Raw genomic sequence first — 21,721 nt, forward strand, 5'->3', positions numbered from 1 at the left:
ACATGCAAACCCGTGTCGCGGCGGCTTCGTATAAACAAAATTGCCGTCAAAGCTAAATAACACAGGCTTAATAAGATATTGAAATTATCTAAATATATATTAGAAGATATTAAAGCAATTATTCCAGGAGAAATAACAGTTATGCGTTTATTCAAGTATTTTTCTCTGCTACTGCTAACGGCGGCATGTCTCCAGGCAAAGGTTCTTCAGGTTCCAACAACTCTTTATCCCGATATCCCCGACGCGGTAGCCGCGGCGGCACCCGGCGATACTATCCTGATATCACCCAAGGGCGACGGCTCGGATTACGGCCCTTATGCGATTTCTCTGGGCGATGTTAGCCTGCCTGATGTGGCAGCACGCGAGAATGCGCCCGTGGTTACTATGTATGATGGACTTTCCGGTATTCTTATTGACAAGAACCTTACGATAGAGGGCCTGGGTGAAGTTGTTATAGATTGCGGCGAAATGGGCCGCGCTTTCACCATCGACGGCTCGGCTGCAGGCGGAATAACTGTAAACATTACAAATATTAAGATTCAAAACACCAGCTATGCCCCGGTACATGAGTGGATTGATGAGGAGGGCGAAATCCTCGGCCAGAGCTTTATCGCACAGCCAATGTCTGATGGCACCCCTATATTTGTCGCCGGTCAGCTGATAGAGGGAGTTGACCCCGACACCGGCGAAGGTACAGGTGAGTTTACCTATGAGCTTTATGAAGTAGATTCATTCCCGGTTCCAGACCCTGATACCGGTGACGTTGATTTCGAGGCAGGCTGCGCCTACGGCGGTGCCATAGGTATAAACTCTGCGGAAGTGCACATCAGCGACTGTGAATTTGACAATTGTGAAGTTACCGGCGCCCGCGGTTCACAGGGTATTATGGGCAGTTATTATGACATGGAAAATGACAGGGTTGCACTTCGTGATGCCGACGGCAACGGATTTGACGGCGGCGAAGGCGGAAATGCTTTCGGCGACGGCTACGGCGGAGCTATCGGCTGTCAGAACGGCTCATGGCTGTTCGTTGACAATACCATCTTTTCAAACTGTGCCGCGGTTGGAGCCATCGGCGGCGACGGCGGCCCCGGCAGTAACGCCGCAGGCAACGCAGATGACGGCTGGAACGGCAACGCCAGCAACGGCGGTGACGCCGGCAATCCCACAGGTGCAGGTAACGGCGGAGCTGTGTATCTTGACCCGACCAGTCAGTCAGAATTTACCTCAAGTGAGCTTTTCGCCAACGAATGCCAGTTAGGCCAACCCGGCACAGGCGGGGCAACCGGCGGCGGTGATGTCAGCGAGGATAATCCGGTTTTCCCCGGCTCCAGCGGCAGCGGATTTGTCTTTTATTACAGATGCTACGGCGGAGCGTTCTTCGCGGACAGTGAAATTGATGAGGGCGGGATGCTGTTAAACGCCGCGTGGCCCAGCTTCGTTGATACGCAGTTCAAAGCCAACGAATCTCCATATTACGGCGGTGCGATCTACGCGGGCCATTATGTAGAGCTTGTAATAAGCCAATCTGACCCTTCAATAGCGACATTTGACAATAATACCGCCAGACAGGGCGGTGCGATCTTCCTGCACGGCGAAAACGTTCTGGATGTAAGTGACTGTTATTTCAGCTCTAACAATGCCAATAGCGGTTATGGCGGTGCTGTATATAGCGGTGATCCAAGCACTGGTGATGATAACATAACAGCGACATTCAACCGGACAACATTCTCCCGAAACGGCGCGTTGTTCGGCGGTGCTGTATTTACAAATATGGCAGCCTCAGTTGATTACACACAGTGTGTCTTCAGCTCGAACACGGCTCTTAGTGTATCAGCCGTTGACCCGACACAAACAACCTCCCACGGCGGTGCGCTGAATATCAAGGGTAATGTAAACATCAGCGATTGTGTGATGACAAACAACATCGCCGGCGGCGGTAACGGCGGTGCAATCCACGCCCTGCAATGGAGCGGAACACTGACCAACTGCCTTATAAAAGACAACCAGGCACTTTCCGGCGGCGGTATCTACTCTATGAACTCCGCGGGGCTGTATTTTAATAATTGTGATTTCCATACCAACTTCGCTAACGCTGTCGCCGGGCAGGGCGGAGGTATGGCTATATTCGACAGCAGCGATGACGGCTCCGGAGGCGATACGACAGTATCGATACGCCACAGTGAGTTTACAGCAAACACAGGTTCCGGCAACGGCTCCAAAGGCGGCGGCCTCTATATTTCCACCTGCGACAACGTTGAGATTTTCAACACGCTTGTAAACAACAACACAGCCGGACTCCACGGCGGAGGAATAGGCCTGACCTATGTTACAGCGACTTTGGGCAATCTAACCATTGATGGAAACGAATTGAGCAAAATTTCACAGCTCCCCCTCAATGGCGGCGCCTCTACTTCGGCAAATGACGATGACGACAGCGGCAGCGGGCTCTACATAGAATATCTCTGTGATGTTCAGCTGCAAAACAGTATTGTTTCAAATAATGCGGGCATAAGCGTTTACCTTTATGACGCGGACAGCTCGTTCTATTCAAATAATAACATGTATTACATGTATCCTGTCGGTGAATACGAAGGATATGTTTACGACGCCATCAGCCTGCTCAAGACTGACGACGAGATAGACTCTCTGCCCGGCAGCGGCGGCAACTTAACTGACAATCCCAGGTTTACTTCCGGGCCGCTGGGGTATTATTACCTCTCGTCAAACAGCAGGGCGATAGATGCAGGTAATGACACTTTCATAAATGTATTCGGTGCCGACGCTCCGACTTACGAAGGTGATGAGGAAATTGTTGATCTTGGATATCACTATCCGGCTGAGGGCTCTGTTCCTCAGTACACGCTGACTATCAATCAGGTTGAAAATGCGATCATTACTCCTGTGCCGAATAAACCCACTTATTTCTCCGGCGAGCTTGTAGAGTTAAATGTAACTCTCGAGACGGGCTGGCGCGTACGTAACTGGCTCGGTACAATCAACGATACTTCAAACCGCAAGACCAACTATGTCCTGATGAACACGGACAAAACGGTTTCTGTTGTTATTGAGAGACCGGTTATCAGGCACGTACCAGCGGAATACCCCGTTTTCAGGGCCGCACTAAAGGCATCTGATGACTATGATATTATCATGGTCGCACAGGGTACCCATTATATCGAAGAACGGTATGTAATTGACAGAGAATTAGTTATAACATCTACCAATCCGGACAACCCGGAGGTGGTAGCCGGTACGGTTTTCGTTCCCAACCAGCCCCAAGGTACAACTCGCCGCGGTGCGTTTGATTTCTACAACGTAAGCCGGGACACTGTTTTCCAGGGCTTTACTGTTCGAAACTTCCAGTTTTACGGTACAACTCCTGACCACAGAACAAGTGATGTTGACGGTGAGGATGGCGGCGACGGCAGCGGCGCGGCAGGCGGAGCGTTTACCATGCAGTTGGCATCACCTCAGGTGAAAAATACAGTATTTGAAAATTGCGGCGTCACAGGCGGCGACGGCCAGAACGGCGAATCAGGTATTGAAGAACACCCAAACGGCGGTGAAGGCGGCTGGGCCGGCCCGGCATACGGCGGGGCGGTATTTATGTACGCTAACTGCTCGCCGCGTTTTGAGAACTGCTCTTTTGCAGACTGTTATGTGCAAGGCGGCAACGGCGGCAACGGCGGAGCAGGCTGGGTCAGCAACGGCCGACGCGTCGGCGCAGGCGGACTTGGCGGCAGCTGGGGAGATTATGACGATTACGGGTACCCTGACGATATGGACCACGACGTTGGCGCCAGATGGGAAAATCAGCCTTCCGGTATTTATTTTGCTCCCAACAGCTGGTACGAAAACCCTGAAATGTATAACTGGCGTGACCGTGCCGGCAAGGGCGGAGCTGTGTTTATCAGCAACGGCAGCAACCCTGAATTCGACAACTGTACTTTTGAAAATAATAACGCAACAAGTGGTTTGACAGGAGTTACCGCACTGGGGCCTGGAGACAGCCAGGCACGCCCGACACAGGCTTACCGGATAGAGGCCTTTGGCGGAGCTGTTTACGCGGAAACCAACTCCAAACCGAGTTTCATTGAATGTCAGTTCGATAACAATACAACAAATAAAGATTTCCCCGAAGGCAACTACCATGAGTATGTCAGCCGCGGCGGCGCATTGTATTTCGAGGACGGCTGTGTTCCGCTGATGGACGGCTGTGTCCTCTCGGGCAATGATTCATGTCTCGGCGGCGGTGTTTATACTGAGGACAGCGAGCTTGTGCTGATTGACAGCAGTTTCGTCAATAATACAGCATACATCGGCGGCGGCCTGGTGAACAGCCGCGGCGCGACAGATATATTCTGGAGCTCTTTCGACAGCAATCACGCTATGTTTGATCCGCCCTCGGCCCAAACTGGAGATGACGACGAAGTGACAGAAGATTCCGACCTGTTCGCAGGCAACGGCGGCTCCGGCGGCGGCATCTACAACTGGGAAGCTGATATGGAGGTTATCGGCACGCAGCTTCTCGGTAATGAGGCCGGTGCTTCTGGAGGAGGCTTCTTCTCCGGCGGCGGCGGTTCACCAATACTGCAGAACGTCCTTGTTGCCAGAAACAATGCCGGCAGCAGCGGCGGCGGATTATCGCTTAATCATAATACAACAGCTCAGATGTTTAATCTGACCGTTGCGGACAACTCGGTAACTTCTACCGTTTACGAAGACTACTACGGCGGCGGTTTGTATCTGGGTTATGAATCGACCGCTGATGTAAAGGATAGTATATTCTGGGGCAACCAGGCCTCTACGCAGTACGGACAGCAGATAGCTGTAGGGCTGAGCAATGAATTTATTGTCAGTCCGTCAATCCTGACTATCAGCAATTCGATAGTAGAAGCCGGTCAGGGCGGTGTTTATACGGACATCGGCGACCCTGTCAGCTCCGGGGATGATTCAATTCTCATCTGGGATGAGGCGACGATGCTGCCCTCGGCGGCGGTTCCAAACGCTCAGCCGCTGTTTACCTCCGGAGAGCTTGGAGACTATTACCTATCCCGCGACGGTATGCAGTACGAGGATTATCCCGTACAGACCGGCACAAGCCCCGCGATCGATATCGGCAGCAGAGGCTTCTTTGATGCCGAACTGTACCGCTACTCAAACAGAACAGATCACCTGCTTGATACCAATGTTGTTGACGCAGGATTCTATTACACGATTGAAACCGATATTAAAGGTGATATCAACTACGACGGGCTTCTTAGTCTCTCGGATATTCTGGAATTATCACGCTTGTGGCTTGAAGAGGGCTGCGTTTCACCGCTGTGGTGTTATGACCGTGATGTAAACCAGGACGGCTATGTCGATTACTTTGACTGGGTGACAGTCGCCGCTTCTATCGGCGGCAGTGACACAGAGGCGCCGATGCCCAACCCGATGGCGTGGATACAGCCTCCGTTCTCGCTTGGCGGCGATGCCGTCGAGATGGAATGTGTAGAAGCTCTTGATAACGCTACCGCGGTTGAGTACTACTTCGAGTGTGTAAACGCACCGGAGTTCAGCAGCGGCTGGGTAGAAGAAACTGTATATACAGTTACCGGCCTGCCGCTCGGTGAGATTATGAGTTTCCGTGTTCGCGCACGTGATTTCAACGGCAACGAGACGGCAAACTCGACAGTGGCATACCTGACAGTAGGTGCCGACCGGACACCGCCGACACCAAACCCGCTGACCTGGCTGCTTGAGCCGGTTTCCAGCTCCGCGACAAGCGTGATGATGACAACCGTCGAGGCTCGCGATTCCAGCGGTTATGTTGAATACCAGTTTGAATGTCTCGAAGAGCCTGATTTCAACAGCTCTTGGATACAGGTAAACAGCTACCAGTTCACAGAGCTGGAAGAAGGCCAGACTTATACATTCCGCGCCCGCGCACGCGATGCGTTCGGCAATGTTACAAACTATACCAGCGAGGTAACGGTAATCGCCGGCGGCGATCCGGACAACGGCATACCGGCAGACGGAGCTCCTCCGATGCCCAACCCGCTGAACTGGCTATACGATTCATTTATCAGCACGGATTCTTACGCGACTATCGTATCAGAGCTTGCATCTGATTTGAGCGGCTCGGTTGAATATTTCTTCGACTGCAAAGTTGATGAAGACGCTACTACCGGCTTAAGCCCGCATGACAGCGGCTGGATCGCCAGCAACGTCTTTACGCCGACAACTCTCGAAGAGGGCATGATATACAGCTACGTTGTACGTGCCCGTGACGCGTTCGGTAATGAGACACTGGATTCAGAGCTTGCCTACATATCGATAGGCGGCGACTCGGAAGCACCAACTCCTAACCCGCCGCTGTGGTCACTGGAGCCGGTTTCAGCTTCGGTATCATCAATTGTGATGAGCGCCGAAGAAGGCTACGACCCCAGCAACGTGCTCTACTTCTTTGAGTGCATGACCGATTCAACGCTTGACAGCGGCTGGCAGCAAAACCGTTCCTATGCGGTCAACGGACTCGGACAGGGCCAGACCTACAGCTTCCGCTTCAAGATGCGAGATGCATTCGGTAACGAGACAGAATACTCCAGCGAGAAATTCGCGACTGTCTCCGAAGACTTCGCGCCGCCTCTGCCCACACCGATGGAATGGCTCGAAGAGCCGTATCTGCTCGGCGAGAACAGGGCGGTTATGAGTGCGGTGTTTGCTACAGACAGCAGCAGTGCGGCACAGTACTACTTCGACTGTGTAGAAGATGATGCCTTTGATTCGGGCTGGATATCTTCGAATATTTATTTTGTCAATATACAAAACGATGTTACGCTGACTTTCCGTGTCAAGGCACGCGATCTGAGTGAAAACATGAACGAGACCGGCTTCTCAGAGGAAGCATCTGTTACCGGTTCGGCTGATTTCTATCCGCCGGCACCAGATCCTCTTCAGTGGGAGCAGGTTCCGGTCAGCGGCTCGCCGACATCTGTTCTGATGTCAACAGTCGAGGCGCGTGATTCCAGCGGCGAAGTTGAATACTATTTCGAGTGCGTAACAAACGAAGCTCTCGATTCGGGCTGGCAGAGCAGCAGGGTTTACTCGGTTGAGGATCTTGTAGAAGGCCAGACCTACGGTTTCCGTGCCCGCGCACGTGACAAGTACGGCAACATGACCGCTTACACCAATATCGCTTTTGCTTCTCCGGGGCTTGACGAGCAGGCTCCGCTGCCCAATCCGCTTGGCTGGAGGTATGACCTGTTTGTTCGTACCACCGCAAGTGCACTTATCGCGGCGGACTTCGCCTATGATGTCAACGGGCCGGTAGAGTACTACTTCGCATGTGTTGAGGATCCAAATCTCGATTCGGGCTGGACACTTGACAACCTCTACGAGGTTACAGATATTGATGTAGGCAGCATTTACCACTTTACAGTTGTCGCACGCGATGCACTGGGCAATACCGGCCAGGTATCAGAAGAGGCGATCGTTGTTATAGGTGATGATGTAACAGCCCCGACACCGGATCCGCTTGAATGGCTTGTTGAGCCGACATCAGCATCGAACAGCTCGATTGCGATGTCTGTATCAAAGGCAGATGACCCCAGCGGCGTTGAATACTTCTTCGAGTGTATCGATGATGAATCATACGACAGCGGCTGGATAGCAAATCCGTTCTATGAAGTACGCGGTCTTGATTCGGGAGATACTCTCTCGTTCCGTGCCCGCGCACGCGACCTGTTCGGCAACATGACTGATTATACCCCGACAGTTGCCGCGACGGTAACCGGCGATCTGGCGGCACCGATGCCCAACCCGATGGAATGGTTCGAAGAACCGTATCTCCAGAATGACACCACGGTGAGCATGGCTGCCAAATACGCTCAGGACTCCAGCAGTCTGGTAGAGTACTACTTCGACTGCATCGAGGACGATGCGTTTGATTACGGCTGGATAGATGCTAACGTCTATACCGCTTACGATCTCATACTTGAGAGCAAATACACATTCCGTGTCAAGGCACGCGACGCTTTCGGCAACGAAACAGAGTGGTCTGACGAGGTCTCCGTAATAGCAACTGATGATCTTGATCCGCCGCTGCCCGATCCGGCAGAGTGGTTCGAAGATCCAATTGTGGATATGGAAGGTCTGGTATCGATGGAGGCCGGCGAGGCAACCGACGATAACGGCCCGGTCGAATACCTCTTCGAGTGTGTAAACAATGAGCTCTTCAGCAGTGACTGGCAGAGCGAGACTCTCTATGAGATAGAAGGCGGGCTTACCGCCGGTATCCAGTATGAGTTCCGCTTCCGCGCCCGCGACAGGTACGGCAACATGACAGACTGGTCAGAGAGCCGTTTTGTAACCTATGTTATTGATAATGTCCCGCCGACTCCCGGGGAGATAATCTCCGCGGTAGATTCTGAGGGTATTGCTAATGAGTCCGGCAGGTATCATACGATTACCGCAACGCTGGGCTCTGATAATAATACCCCGATCTATTACCAGCTGATCTGTGAAGATTTCGGCGGAGAGTATCCGGACGGCTTCAGCTCACCAATACTCCAGGAAGGCGAAAACTACTTCTACGATGACGGTTATGCTGATATGACGGTTACATTCACAGACGGCGGTGTAACCTTCCGGTTCAAGGTCCGCAGCACAGACCGACCGATGCGGCTGTTCTATCACCTTGACACAATTGATGCCGGCGGCAACAGGGTTTCTTCCGAGACCGTTGCCACCCAGGAAGGCACAGTAGTGATTGAGGAAGGAACCGGCGAGGGCTGATCCCGATAACTACCAAACATAAGAACCATTACAAGGGGAGCTTGCCATCTAAGCTCCCCTTTTTTCTAATCTGTAAAGTTTTGAAATGCCCTATGAGTAACACAAAGAGGTTTTTATGGATGACGGATTTAAATATATTCACAATCTAACCTGGGGCTACAGGGCCGCCAGAACATTGCAGACCGCAGTGCGGCTTGGAGTGTTTACCAAAATCGCTGATACAAGCATGGACACTCAAGAGCTGGCAGAGAAATGCGGCGCCAATTATGAGATGCTTGAGCGGCTTCTGATCGGCTGCGCATCGCTGGGGTTTCTCGAGAGACGCGGCGGGCGGTATTCAAACACAGCCGTTTCCCGCAAGTATCTCGTCGAAGGGGGCCCGCTGTATCAGGGCGATATCATCTGCCACTCATCACGCGGCGCATGGGACGCCTGGGATGCACTGCCCGACGCGATTCTGGTCAGTCCCGCCCCCGAATCACCGCAGAGGGCACACCGGGATTTTATTATGGGCATGGATAATATCACCCGCGGTGGACGCGGCGGGATATTCCTCGATAATATAGACCTTCGCGGCAGAGAGCTGATGTTTGATATCGGCGGCGGCCCGAGGACATATTCAATCCTTGCCTGCGGAAAATACACCAAACTGAAATCCGTTATATTCGACATACCCGAGACGATAAAAATAGCCCGCCAGGTCGTGAAACGTGAGAACATGGACGAGCGGATTGCGTTCAGAGAGGGCAGCTGGGACAGCGACGACTTCGGCAGCGGGGCTGATACCGTGCTAATGTCAAATATTCTTCACGGCAAGGGCAGCAACGCGGCGATGAAGCTGGAAAAGGCGTATAAGTCCTTGAAAAAGGGCGGTTTACTGGTCATTCAGGAGTTTATACTTGATGATGCCAAGACCGGCCCGATTGTGCCGGCGCTGTTTAATATAATGGTAGGAGCGTATGCACTCTCGGAGCTGATCGAACTCATTGAAAAAGCGGGATTTACAAATATCAATGTTCAGGCCCAGGACCGTGAGCTGGGAAGCTGCTGGCTCACCGCCGAAAAACCTGCCGACAAAAATGCCCACATAATCTCGTAGAGACGCAATGCTTGCGTCTCTCAAATGTATATAGATAAGAGGTTTAGGCGCTCGATTCAGTTCAAGAGCCGCAATGCTTGCGGCTCTACGTCGGAGGAATATATATTTATATAAAAGTCCGTTTTCCCTTTTTGCAATTATTCTGTTTTAATATAAACTGGAAAAAGCAAATATTTATAAATGGAGAATTATAATGCACGCACATATAAACTGCTTCTGCGGCGCTGCCGGCGATATGCTCAACGCCGCCCTTATTGACTGCGGACTCGAGGTAAAAGAGCTCGAAACCGCCCTTAAATCACTCAATCTGCCCGAATACCGCGGCATAAAGACCGAAAAAGTGATCCGATCAGGCATTTCAGCGGTAAAATTTACGCCGCTCTTCGACGAGCCGGACGAGACGCACCATGGACATCACCATAAACATGAGCATGACCATGAACACAAGCACAATCACGACCACCATGGACACGAACATCACGGCCATGACCACCATCATGAACATAACCACAGTCATGAAACGCACCATCATCACGCTCCGCACCGCAACCTGCCCGGCATCACGGCTATAATACAGGAATCTGAACTGCCCGAAAAGGTGAAAAAAGATGCCGTTGCAGTGTTTGAGCTGCTCGCCGCCGCCGAGGCAAAGGTGCACGGCAAGGGCATAAACGAGGTACATTTCCATGAGGTCGGCGCGACAGACTCAATTCTTGACATTGTCGGCGTATGTTTCGCCATATATCGGCTGGGTATCCAAACCGTCTCGGCATATCCGATAAACGTCGGCGGAGGCACCGTAAAATGCGCCCACGGCATCATGCCCGTACCTGCGCCGGCGACGCTGAACCTGCTCGAGGGTGTGCCGTTTGGTTCCGGGCCGGTTGAGAAGGAGCTGCTCACCCCAACCGCCGCGGCATTGCTCAGGCACTTTGTTACAGATTTTACACCCATGCCGGAGATAACCGCCAAAAAATCGGGCTACGGCGCGGGAACACTGGAATTTGACAATATCCCAAACACCACGCTGATTACCCTGGGCTCTGTCGGCGGGAAGTCACAAACGCCTACTGAAACAGTGTTTATGCTTGAGGCTGATATAGACGACGCGGCCGGAGAGATGATTGGCGATGCCGCGGAGAAACTGCGTGCCGCCGGAGCTCTCGATGTCCTTACAATACCGGTGTTTATGAAAGATTCACGCCCGGGAACCCGTCTTTCTGTGCTGGCAAAACCCCAAACAGCACAAAAGCTCGAGGCGATTATCTTTCAGTCAGGGATAACTCTGGGTATCCGCCGGCAGAGTATAACCCGCTCAACCCTGCCGCGGGAAATCAAAACCGTTGAGACGCCCTATGGCAGTATAGATGTCAAAACAGCAGTTCATGGCGGTTTGCAAGTCTTTGCTAAACCAGAGTTTAAACAATGCGTTTCTGCCGCGGGCAAACACGGCGTTCCGGTCAAAATAGTCATCTCCGCCGCGATGGAGAATCTGCATAAAAAATGATTTACATCGAAAATCGGGAGTAAATTTAAATTTATGATTGAAAATCGGGAGGCAGGCTCCTATAATTCAACCATGATCAGTAGAAGATTAGAAAATGCTATAAGAAAAAGCCTCGAATTTTCCCCTGCTGTGGGAATAGTCGGCCCCCGTCAGTCAGGCAAGACAACGCTTGCGCGAATGATAGCCCGCAACTATGGTAAGCCGGTTATTCATCTTGACCTGGAAAATCCTCAGGACGTGATTAAACTCGACCACCCTCAAATATATCTCCAGCAATATATTGATCATATTGTTATACTTGACGAAGCACAGAGAAAACCCGAACTTTTCCCATTGCTTCGTTATATGATAGACCAGGACAGACGCCCGGGCAGATTTCTGATACTCGGCTCGGCATCGCCCGCCCTTAAAAGACAGGCTTCGGAATCTCTGGCAGGCCGGATTATTTATCATGAGCTGTCTCCGTTTTCGCTTGATGAAATGCAGCAGAACGGCTGGGATACAATAAAAAGGCTTTGGATGCGGGGCGGTTATCCTCAAAGCTATCTGGCCAAGACAGACGAGCAGGCCTCGGTTTGGATGAGAAATTTTATTCAGACTCATCTTGAAAAGGACATGCCGGCTCTTGGGGTAAGGGTGCCGGCTACAACTCTTTACCGTTTCTGGACAATGCTCGCTCACTGCCACGGTCAGCTCTGGAACAGCAGCAGGCTGGCAGAGAGCATGGGTGTGGATCCAAAATCGGCGAGGCGGTATCTTGATATACTCGAAGAAACATTTATGATACGTCAGCTTCAGCCGTTTTTCAGTAATCTCAAGAAACGCCTCGTGAAATCACCAAAGGTATATATCCGTGACAGCGGCCTGCTGCACAGCCTGCTGAATATCAGCAGCTATGATGATCTCTGCACCAACCCTGTTCTCGGAGAGTCCTGGGAGGGTTTCTGCATTGAACAGGTATTGGCGATTAAACCGCCTGAATATAACGCGTATTTCTACCGGACTCGATCCGCTGTTGCCGCAGAGATAGACCTTGTACTTGCAAAGGGTGTAAATGTCGAAATCGCTTTGGAGATCAAGTATTCATTGACTCCGAAACTCACTAAAAGTTCCATCAACGCCATAAACACTTTAAAACCCAAAAAGACCTGGGTCATATACCCCGGCGATGACAGCTATCCGATAAAGGAAAACATCTGGACACTGCCAATAGCTCAAATTGAAAAGATTTTCTCAAACAGTTGATAATCATAAAATGCACCCGGAATTAAAAAAAATATTGGCTCCTCACACAAATTTGTGCATATTTTCAGGTTCAGGCAGCTTTCCAAGGCAGTGATATAAGGCTAACTGCAGCGTCGGGATTGTCCTGAATCCATAACATCTTTTGACTATTGTTTTAACTTTATTGTTCATACCTTCGGTGACTCCATTGGTGACTCGGCATTTGAAATAATTTATGATACCTTGCTGATGTTTTCTGAGCATCCAGGCAAAATCACGTAATGGTTCGAGCCTGCTGTGGGTGGCCCACCAGAACCACTTTGCAAGATATTTTTTGGCAGCTGCAGGGTAGCGGTAATCCCAAAAATCACGAAAGGATTCTTTCAATAAATAAGCCCTGTTGACTTTAAGATTCAGCTTCTCCAGATACCCCAGACGTGCACGCTGTTTGTCTGTAAGGTTTTCAGGATTCTTCAGCCAGATATATCGCGTTTTTTTAAGCAGTTCGGGGTTGTCTTTTTTGAGCGTGATAGCTTCCTGTTTGCGTACCTCATCGACAGCCTGATTCAAATGTTGTACGATATGAAATTTATCGAAAACCAGAACAACATCCTCGTCAACATGCTCTTTTACAACATCAATGTACGATTGCCACATATCACAGCAAACCGCCTTTAAACTGCCTTTTAGTGATTTTCCATGTTCTTTGAAAAACGCCTCCAGCGTCTCTTTTTTCCGGCCCTGGACGCTCCATAAAATGCGTTTTTCTTCCAGGTCGTACACCACCGTCATATACGTATGACCCTTGCGGCGGGATACTTCGTCAATGCCAATATAAATGACCTTTCCTGTATCCCTGTGTTTCATGCCGTAGTCAACTGCCTGCTTTACCGCAGACTGAACCGTATTCCAGCTGACATTAAACATCTGAGAAACCGTCTGCCAGGGCAGCAATTTCGCCATACTGCTCAAGGTCCAGACCAATCCGTTTGTCATACGTGATTTACCTGAGGTAAAGGGTATGTCCTCAACCCTCGGCCCACCGCATTTGGGACAGCTGACACGAACCGGACGGTAATGCAGCATCACTGGTATGCCCCATAACGGAACATGCTTAATCTGCCGTTGCGGAAGCCGGTCACGTTGCGGAGCGAGCGTCTGACAGGTGCCGCAAGGCAGCCGACGACGTTTGTGAACGTCTAAATAAAAGTTGAGCTGATTGTCACTATAATCGACTTTTACCACTTTATGTCTCTTGACTTTTAATGTCTTTTTTAGTATTCTTTTAAGCAGCATATGTTTTCCCTTGCTATAACATTGTTCTAAATCATCATTATAACAAGTGTTAACATATGCTATATCAAATTTTTCTGCACAAATTTGTGTGAGGAGCCAAAATATTTAATAGCTCTGTTGAGCGTATGAAGGCAGACGGCCGCGTGCTGGCAGGTTTTGTCTCGGGTTCGGCGAATACTTCACATGAGGACGAGTACTCGGATGTTGACGCGGTGTTCGTTGTGCGTGATGATTCTTTCGAGGATATTACAGCCGCACTGGCCGACTTCTTCGCGGCGATGTGTGACGGCGTTGAGCTGGTGTGGGCGGAGCGGTTTAACAACGATATGCATCATAACTATGCCGTTCTCCTGCGCCGCGGCGATAATCTGCTCCAATACGATATCAGTATCGATAAACTGACTTTCCGCTCAGAGAGAAAGATTTTAGCCGAACAGATGCTGTTTGACAAGGCCGGTTGTCTGGAAATAACACAGGAAATGCCTCCCCGGCAGCTATTGCGTGAAACGCTGCGATGGCATATCGAGGCCTACTGGGTATGGGTTTATATCCACGCCAAATATTTGCGGCGGGGTGATTTTATCAAGCTGGTATATGTCCAGCAGGAGCTGTTTAACAATCATGCTGCCGTGCTCGGCAATCTCTACAAAGAAACACTGGCGTATTCGTGGTGGCCCCAGATGCTCAATGCCCTGCCCGACGTTGAAAAACGGGATTGGATGATGAACTACCTCTGCCATCCGGATATAAATTCAATACGAGAAAAACTGCCAAATCAGATAGCGGTATTCTCTGGCGATGCAAGAAAGCTCTGTGAATTGTTTGACATCGAATATCCCTGCGGCGTTGAGTCCGCAGTGCTGGAACACCTGAACAAAGCAGAAAAATCTAATTTGTATCAGAAAGGTTAGATCAAATGTTCTTGAAAAATCAGTTTATAAAACGCTTCAATCTGGCTGCGATGGCGGTGATTATTGCCGCGGGCAGCGCCGCAGTGCAAGCAGGTAAAACAGGCACGCCAAAAGATGAGTCCGGCAAAACATCAGCCGATGTGAAATACAAATGCCTGTTCAACCACGAATCCGCAATCTTCTGCACCTTTACAAAGGACAAAAGCCCCCAGGAGAGCGGCCCCGAATATCTCGCATCGTTTATCGAAAAGCTCGAGGGCACAGATGTTGACGCGGTGATGTTCTGCCCAACCGCATGGCGGGCGAACATCTTCCCTTCAGAAATCGACCCCTGGTGGAAAGACTACCGTGAAGGACAGGTCACGGAGAAGTGGCGAGGGTATGACTATATCATGAAATACCTCCACGACGGCGGCGACCCCGTGGCAGAAACACTCGCCGCGTGCAGGAAAAACGAAATAGATTTTCTCATCTCATACCGCATGAACGATGCGCATTATATCGTAGATAAGGACTGGCCTACACATACCGATTTCTGGCGCGACAACCCGCAGTACTGGCTGGGCGATTCCAATATATCCGCGACATTCAAAACCGAAGAAGACAACGTCCGCCTGCACAACTACATGCTCAAACCGGTGCGCGACTGGTACTTCTCGATTCTTGAGGAGCTTTGCACCAATTATGACATTGACGGCATTGAGCTGGATTTCCAGCGTGCGCCGCGATTCTTCTATAACAGAGAAACCGAAGCCGGCAAAAAAGTTATGACCGGTTTTGTAAAACGTATCAGAGATATGATTGACCGCATTGGCACCCAACGCGGCAAATCGCTCAAACTGTGCGTCCGCGTGCCGGAGACATTGGCCAAATGCGACAAGGCCGGCCTGGACGTTATCGAATGGGACAGGCTCAAACTTGTGGAGATGATAAACATCTCTCCATACTATCTCCAGAGCCTTGAAGTAGATATAGAGGATTACAAAACGAACACCGCCCATGCAAAGATATATGCGGAGATGCCCCGCCATACCCAGGCAATCGTTGCACCAAAATACAGTGACGGGCTGCGGTACGCTAATATTCAGACATACCGCGGCACGGCTCTTAATTTTCTTGCTCGCGGAGCCGACGGGGTGAGCCTTTTCAATTATGATTACATTCCGCACGGTTCGCCCTCACTGGCAGAAAAACGCTCGCAGGAATCAAAACTGCTAAAGGACATCACAAACATTGAATTTTTAAGAACCGCTGAAAAGTTATACATTATCTCTCCGCTGCGGGATTCAAGGCTGATGGTAGAACGAAACAAGACGGTAAAAAACGAAACAACTGTTGATGCAGTGATTCCCGATGATACATCAAAGAAAAAATTCACCCGCTGCGTCCTGCGTGTTGAGACAAAAGACAACTGTCAGGATATAGATATCTCAGCACGGCTCAACGCAGAGCTGCTGGAGGAATGTGAATTTGAAAAAACTGAATTCTTTGAACCGGTTGTCGAGACCGGCCACGGCTATCCGCCGGCGGAGAAGCTGAAGTTTTATGCCGTCCCGCTAAGCGATATAACAGCCGGTAAAAATACCTTTCGGATTTTAAATCTTGACAAGGAAACAGAATCCTGTGAGATAGTGTCTCTTGAGCTGGCTCTGTATCGATAAAGAACAATATTAAGTATGAGGTTTTTTTGAAATGAAAGAAAACAAAACACGCAGAGAATTCCTGGTGATGACCGCCGGCGCGATGCTGGCTTCCAGGGCGGCGTTTGGAATGGGCGGCAGGCGTCCAGAAAAGACCCGCCCGAATATCGTTGTGCTGTTTATTGATGATTTGGGCTACGGCGATGTGGGTATCTACGGGGCAAAAGACGTACCCACTCCCAACATCGACAAACTCGCCGCAGAGGGCACAAAGTTTACAAACGCATATACTATCTGCCCGGTTTGCAGCCCCAGCCGCACCGCGCTGATGCTCGGCATGTATCCGCAGAAGTTCGGCATGAACGGCAACAACCACCGCGGGCACCCAATACCCGAAGATCACCCTACACTGGCAGAAACATTGCGGGACGCCGGATACTTTACCGGCATGGTGGGCCGCTGGGATGTCGGCAGCATCGAACAGGGCCCGCTCGAACGCGGCTTCATGGAGGTTGCCCGCCGCTCAACCCTGAGCAGCGACGATCCCCGCCGCGCACTGCCCAACGGGCCGACATACATGCAGCAGGACGGCGCTTACTGGACCGAGCAGCAGGGCAAAGAGATGGCGGATTTTGTTACGCGGCATAAAGATGAGAAATTTTTCCTCTACTTCGCACCGCTGGCGATACATTACCCTGTAGAAGAAGTGCCGCAAAAATACATTGACCGTGTACCAGAAAGCGTAACAGATAAGCAGAGGCGGTACCTCTCCGCCGCGATGATTGCGGTTGATGATGCCGTCGGCGAAGTCATGCGGGCAATAAAGGAAAGCGGCATCGATGAAAATACGCTTGTGTTCTTCACCGGCGACAACGGCGGCAAGGAATCCGAAGGCTCAAAGAACACACCATACCGCGGTGGCAAGGTAACGCCGTGGGAAGGCGCTGTAAGAGAGCCGTTCATTGTCCGCTGGAAAGACACACTGCCGGCGGGCAGGGTGTATGACGGTATGACCTCCACGCTCGATATATACGCAACATCCGCCGCTGTTGCGGCAACCGCCTTGCCCGTCAGATGTGACGGTGTAAACCTGATGCCGTATTTGAATGGCACTAAAACCGGACAGCCCCACGATACGCTGTACTGGCGATGGCTCGACGGCAAAAACATAGAAGCCGGCCATAACGTCCACGCCGTGCGGCACGGCAAGTGGCGGCTGATGCGCCAGGAGACCGACACGAAATGGAGACTCTTCGACATAGAGGCCGACCCCGGTGAGACCACCAACCTGGCGGATAAATATCCCGATGTTGTAGAAAAACTTTCAAAGATGTATAAAGAATGGACGGGCCGGCTGCCCGAGCCGCTGCCGTACCTGAGAGGCCCCGGCGGGCGCTGCCCGGGCGGCAAGGGCTGGGCGACACCGAATAACCCGTAAAAACGAAAACGGGGCGGCCGCGAAACAGCCGCCCCAAAGTGGAAAAATATTTATACGGTTTTAATCCGCCTTTGGACTGATGGGGTTGTTTGTCTCTTCGGCTGAATGCGGCTGTTGGTTTTCGTCTGCGGCGGGTGCAGATTGAAAAGTGAAATTCTTTTCGCGTGCCTGACTGGTAACCGCCTCGATAATCGCGCTGCCCAGTGTGTTTGCGGCGGCGTTTTCCTTTTGCTGCTGCGCGATGTAATCCTTACGCATTTGGTTGAGCAGCTTTATCTTGTGCTGTAGCTCTTTGCGTTTTTCGGCATTTTCTTTGACGTATTGTTTCCGCTCTTCTATGTTCATGTTCTTCATCTCTTCGGGCAGTTTGTCTTTATCGATGTTTTCCAGCTGAACCTTCTCCGCCTCGACGGCATCGACCAGGTCCCATCTCGCGTTGTCATAATAAAGGCTGGATTTGCTGACCGCACGCTGCACCTTTGCCGCCGGCGCTGAACTGTTGAGCGAATCCTGAGCGGACTGCCGCTCCAGCATGGCAGAGCCGTCTGCGCCGTAGGCAAGGTATGTTGTGTTGAGCTCTGCTCCGAGGCGGGCGATCTCCTCGTCCTGCGGCGCGGGGATATGTGCAATCCGGCTGTTGTGGTCTATGTTGAGAAAACGCCCGTCGGCAAGCACGGCACCGTCTTTCCATTTGCCGCTGACTCCATCGCTCTCGCTGCCGCAGTGAATAGTGTTGACGATGATGCCTTTGGAGATGGAAAGCCTGCATGCATCCTTGTGACTTACCGGCCCCTGCGTGAACGGCTCGTTGCCGGCGACGAAAATCACCTTGAGGTCTTCGGGATTCTGCGACCACTGGAGCTGATTCGCCGCATCCTGTATGACCCAGCCGCAGTACTCCTGGCCGCCGTTTGTCGCCAGTGCGAACAGCTCCTGTGATACCAGATCCAGGTCGTTCGTGAGCGGCACTATCATGCGCAGATACCCCTCGTCCGCCGCGAGCGAGCTCTTGCCGTACTCGTACAGTGCCAGCTCAAACTCGGGGCTTACTCCATCCTTCTGCGCGGTGATAAATTCGTTGACGATCGTCCAGACCTCGGTGCGGGCCTGATTGATCAGACCGGACATACTGCCGGAGGTGTCGAGCAGAATCGCCATCTGGATTCTGGGCTTTTGTTTTGATATATCTTGAGATGTTTCCGTCGGCGCGGTTTCTCGTGCTGAAATATTACCAACGCACAATGCCGCAATGAGTGTAAGGTAAATTATGATTCGTTTCATTTTTGAGGTTCCTTTCAGTTTAATTTTTTTGACAGGATTACAGGATTTTTTCTACAATGAAGTGATTGAAGGTATTGAAGTTTTATTGTATATTTTTTTCATGGTCTTCATGGTAAATTCAAATCTCGAATATTGTTCTGTCTTATTTACTTTTTCAAAATTGAGCAAATTCGTGAATTTGCTCTACAATATTCCTAATTCCTAATTCTCAACCAACACTACCTCGTTATCAATGAGCACGACAATTTCGCCTTTGAGCGTGAGCAGTGACTGGCGGCTGCGGCGGGCGAGTTTTTCGGCAAGCTCGAAGTACGCATCAGAGCCGAACTGTATTATTCGTTCAGGCCGAATTGAATCGGTGTTGTTTACAAGCCGCGAATCTACCCATCGATTTGACTTTTGATAGAACGTCCGATCTCCGAGCTGGCGTATTGAATTGAAACGCACATGTTTCATCTTTGAATCGTAAAATTCATTGCTGTAGTTTAGAGTTGTCTGTGACTTTCGCCTGGCATAATTATAACTCTGGCTGACCGCGTCCATACCCGAGCGGCTGCTTATCGCTCTGCTGCGAAACATATCCGCCGCTTCTCTGCGTATCGCTTCCGGCTCGGCGAGGCTCATTCCCTCATTGGCGAGAAACGCGGTGTATTCTGTAAGTATGCCGAACTCCGTCGAGATGCGTATGACCTCATCGACAAGCTCTTTTATCCTGGGATCGTTTGTGTTTGCATCTGCTCCCGCTTGTCTGATACTCTCTGTCAAGACGGCGATCTTCCTGCCCGCCCACAGCCGCGGCACAAAGCTGTAGCCCGGGTCGGCCTTATCGAAGCTGAACGCGAAATCAAAGCTGCGATGAGTGCCCCGGTAGTTTCCCGAGAGTCGAAACGTCAGCGGGCGGCTGCCGACATACTTGCCAAGAAGCACAATCTGCTCATCCTCGTAAACATCTGCTATTCTGCCGGGCAGTATATCAAGTGTCCTGCCGATGGCGGGTGTGCCGTCTGCCTCGAGTATCTCCAGCCGCACATCTGTGAATACCGGCCCGGTAAGCCTTTCAAAGACCCGTCCGATCTTAACCTCGATATCCTCCGCTGGAAGTATAAACTCCGAGCGTCCGCCGGAGACTTCGGCAATGCGGTCAAGAAGCGGCGCGTTGAGGTCAACGCCGACACCGATTGTAAACACGCGGCGGTTGTGTGGGTTTTGTTTTTCGGCAAGGGCGGCTATCTCTTTCTCGCCTGTCCGGTTGACTGTTGGCAGACCGTCTGTGAGAAACAGAACAACCGGCAGCCTGCCGGCGTTTGGCGCCTGGGCAAGCGCGCCTTCGAGTGCTTCATAGATGTTTGTTCCGCCGGAAGCGGTTGTGCCGGCGAGATAGCTCTGGGCTGATTTGAATGTGTCATTGTTTTTCTCAACCGGCGAGACAGAAAACCACTCCACGCTGTTGCTGTAGATGGCGATATTGAATAATTCGCCGTCTTCAAGTCCCGCGATAATCTGCAGCGCGGACTCTTTTACCTGTTCGAGTTTCTCGCCGCGCATACTTCCCGAGCGGTCAATAACCAGCGTCAGTTCACGTTTTATCGCCGGCGTTTCTTTGGGCTTTTTCTGCGTGCCCAATCCGGCAAGCAGCATGAAATAGCCGCCGTTAACTGAAGACTGCGGATATGCAAACAGCGACGCAGCCGGCCCGCCGGAGTTGACAATGAAAGAGAGATGAAACCGCCCCGGGTTTTTTCTTGAACCGGAAGAAACGTTTACGGTTAAATTGCCGGCTGATATTCTATGGGTAACAATCTCATGGCTCGAGGAGTACACGGCTGATACGGGGTTTGAGTTTTTTATGTTGGCGGTTATCTGCCACGGTACATCGTACTCGAGCGATTCGCTTCGGCCGAGATAGTAATCAATCCGGTCATGCTCACGCCGGAGCAGATGTTCATAGGTAATAACCAGCTTCTGCCTGCCGCGGGGCTCAACGGGAAACACGCTTGAGCGGACCAGCTTATGCCCGGCAAGCTCAACGAGCGCCGGATCGATTATCCGGTTCACCAGATCGCGGTAAATCCGTCTCGCCTCGCCGCGTTCATGGATACGTGCGGATATCGCAGTGCCGGGGCCGTCATAGGCGAAGCCTTTTATCACCGCATCATCAGGCACCGGCAGAACCAGCTCTGCCTCCTGCCGGCGGTTTGTATTGTTTATGATGTGTATCTCGAGTGTAGTTGCCGCGGCGGTCTCGTTGATGTCGATAAGCGCGTTGACGTTTGTTATCTCAATAGCCCGGCCTCTGCCTGGGACAAAACCGAACCGCCCAATCTGGGGCACAATTGTATTGGAAACGGCCGACGTTGATTCGGCGGTTGAGTCTGCCGGCGATGTTGTAACATGCTCGAGTGCACAAACGCACGCGGCACAGATTAGAATTGCCGCCGGCGCAAATTTAAGATAGATATGTTTTACTCGCATTTTAATCTCCTTTGATTTTCGACTGTATGCTTCATATAATCAGTATAGCACACAAACCGAAATGGTTTTGTA

The 21,721-nt window shown here is 51.2% G+C and carries 10 protein-coding genes; 7 read left to right on the plus strand and 3 right to left on the minus strand.

Annotation, left to right across the window (positions count from 1 at the left end):
- Positions 1–141 precede the first annotated feature (141 nt).
- From SMSP2_RS12370 to SMSP2_RS12385, 4 genes are all read left to right on the plus strand, one after another.
- Entirely contained in the window at positions 142–8,781 is an 8,640-nt protein-coding gene (locus tag SMSP2_RS12370) for a right-handed parallel beta-helix repeat-containing protein (RefSeq protein ID WP_146684354.1), read from the plus strand.
- A gap of 115 nt (positions 8,782–8,896) precedes the next feature.
- Positions 8,897–9,880 carry a methyltransferase gene (locus SMSP2_RS12375; RefSeq protein WP_146684355.1) on the plus strand — a complete coding sequence of 328 codons (984 nt, stop codon included), beginning with the start codon at positions 8,897–8,899 and terminating at the stop codon, positions 9,878–9,880.
- Positions 9,881–10,073: 193 nt separating this feature from the next.
- Positions 10,074–11,387, plus strand: a complete 1,314-nt coding sequence (gene larC, locus SMSP2_RS12380; RefSeq protein WP_146684356.1) for a nickel pincer cofactor biosynthesis protein LarC — start codon at positions 10,074–10,076, stop codon at positions 11,385–11,387.
- A gap of 72 nt (positions 11,388–11,459) precedes the next feature.
- Complete coding sequence (locus tag SMSP2_RS12385; protein ID WP_146684357.1) at positions 11,460–12,632, plus strand: ATP-binding protein; 1,173 nt, start codon at positions 11,460–11,462, stop codon at positions 12,630–12,632.
- A gap of 42 nt (positions 12,633–12,674) precedes the next feature.
- Here SMSP2_RS12385 and SMSP2_RS12390 read toward each other — a convergent pair whose 3' ends face one another.
- Positions 12,675–13,907 carry an ISL3 family transposase gene (locus SMSP2_RS12390; RefSeq protein ID WP_146684358.1) on the minus strand — a complete coding sequence of 411 codons (1,233 nt, stop codon included), beginning with the start codon at positions 13,905–13,907 and terminating at the stop codon, positions 12,675–12,677.
- A 125-nt stretch (positions 13,908–14,032) separates the two neighbouring features.
- Between SMSP2_RS12390 and SMSP2_RS12395 the strand changes: the two genes are divergently transcribed.
- From SMSP2_RS12395 to SMSP2_RS12405, 3 genes are read left to right on the plus strand one after another with little or no spacing between them, the layout of a single operon-like run.
- Positions 14,033–14,818, plus strand: coding sequence for a hypothetical protein (locus tag SMSP2_RS12395; protein WP_146684359.1), 786 nt, complete (start codon positions 14,033–14,035; stop codon positions 14,816–14,818).
- Positions 14,819–14,823: 5 nt separating this feature from the next.
- A complete protein-coding gene (locus tag SMSP2_RS12400) occupies positions 14,824–16,479 on the plus strand; it encodes a glycoside hydrolase family protein (RefSeq protein ID WP_146684360.1) in 1,656 nt (551 codons plus the stop codon).
- Between the two features lie 31 nt (positions 16,480–16,510).
- A complete protein-coding gene (locus SMSP2_RS12405) occupies positions 16,511–17,896 on the plus strand; it encodes a sulfatase family protein (RefSeq protein WP_146684361.1) in 1,386 nt (461 codons plus the stop codon).
- A 60-nt stretch (positions 17,897–17,956) separates the two neighbouring features.
- Here the strand turns inward: SMSP2_RS12405 and SMSP2_RS12410 are convergent, their stop codons facing one another.
- Both SMSP2_RS12410 and SMSP2_RS12415 read right to left on the minus strand, forming a co-directional pair.
- Positions 17,957–19,177, minus strand: a complete 1,221-nt coding sequence (locus SMSP2_RS12410) for a VWA domain-containing protein (RefSeq protein ID WP_146684362.1) — start codon at positions 19,175–19,177, stop codon at positions 17,957–17,959.
- 201 nt (positions 19,178–19,378) lie between these two features.
- On the minus strand, positions 19,379–21,649 hold the full coding sequence (locus tag SMSP2_RS12415; RefSeq protein WP_146684363.1) for a VIT domain-containing protein: 2,271 nt from the start codon (positions 21,647–21,649) through the stop codon (positions 19,379–19,381).
- Between the last annotated feature and the right edge of the window lie 72 nt (positions 21,650–21,721).

It is taken from the genome of Limihaloglobus sulfuriphilus, from assembly GCF_001999965.1.
GTDB classification, from domain to species: domain Bacteria; phylum Planctomycetota; class Phycisphaerae; order Sedimentisphaerales; family Sedimentisphaeraceae; genus Limihaloglobus; species Limihaloglobus sulfuriphilus.

Excerpts from the sequence above, each read along its gene's own strand:
- SMSP2_RS12370 (WP_146684354.1), top strand. The coding sequence starts at position 142 with ATGCGTTTATTCAAGTATTTTTCTCTGCTACTGCTAACGGCGGCATGT.
- SMSP2_RS12375 (WP_146684355.1), top strand. The coding sequence starts at position 8,897 with ATGGATGACGGATTTAAATATATTCACAATCTAACCTGGGGCTACAGG.
- larC (WP_146684356.1), top strand. The coding sequence starts at position 10,074 with ATGCACGCACATATAAACTGCTTCTGCGGCGCTGCCGGCGATATGCTC.
- SMSP2_RS12385 (WP_146684357.1), top strand. The coding sequence starts at position 11,460 with ATGATCAGTAGAAGATTAGAAAATGCTATAAGAAAAAGCCTCGAATTT.
- SMSP2_RS12390 (WP_146684358.1), bottom strand. The coding sequence starts at position 13,907 with ATGCTGCTTAAAAGAATACTAAAAAAGACATTAAAAGTCAAGAGACAT.
- SMSP2_RS12395 (WP_146684359.1), top strand. The coding sequence starts at position 14,033 with ATGAAGGCAGACGGCCGCGTGCTGGCAGGTTTTGTCTCGGGTTCGGCG.
- SMSP2_RS12400 (WP_146684360.1), top strand. The coding sequence starts at position 14,824 with ATGTTCTTGAAAAATCAGTTTATAAAACGCTTCAATCTGGCTGCGATG.
- SMSP2_RS12405 (WP_146684361.1), top strand. The coding sequence starts at position 16,511 with ATGAAAGAAAACAAAACACGCAGAGAATTCCTGGTGATGACCGCCGGC.
- SMSP2_RS12410 (WP_146684362.1), bottom strand. The coding sequence starts at position 19,177 with ATGAAACGAATCATAATTTACCTTACACTCATTGCGGCATTGTGCGTT.
- SMSP2_RS12415 (WP_146684363.1), bottom strand. The coding sequence starts at position 21,649 with ATGCGAGTAAAACATATCTATCTTAAATTTGCGCCGGCGGCAATTCTA.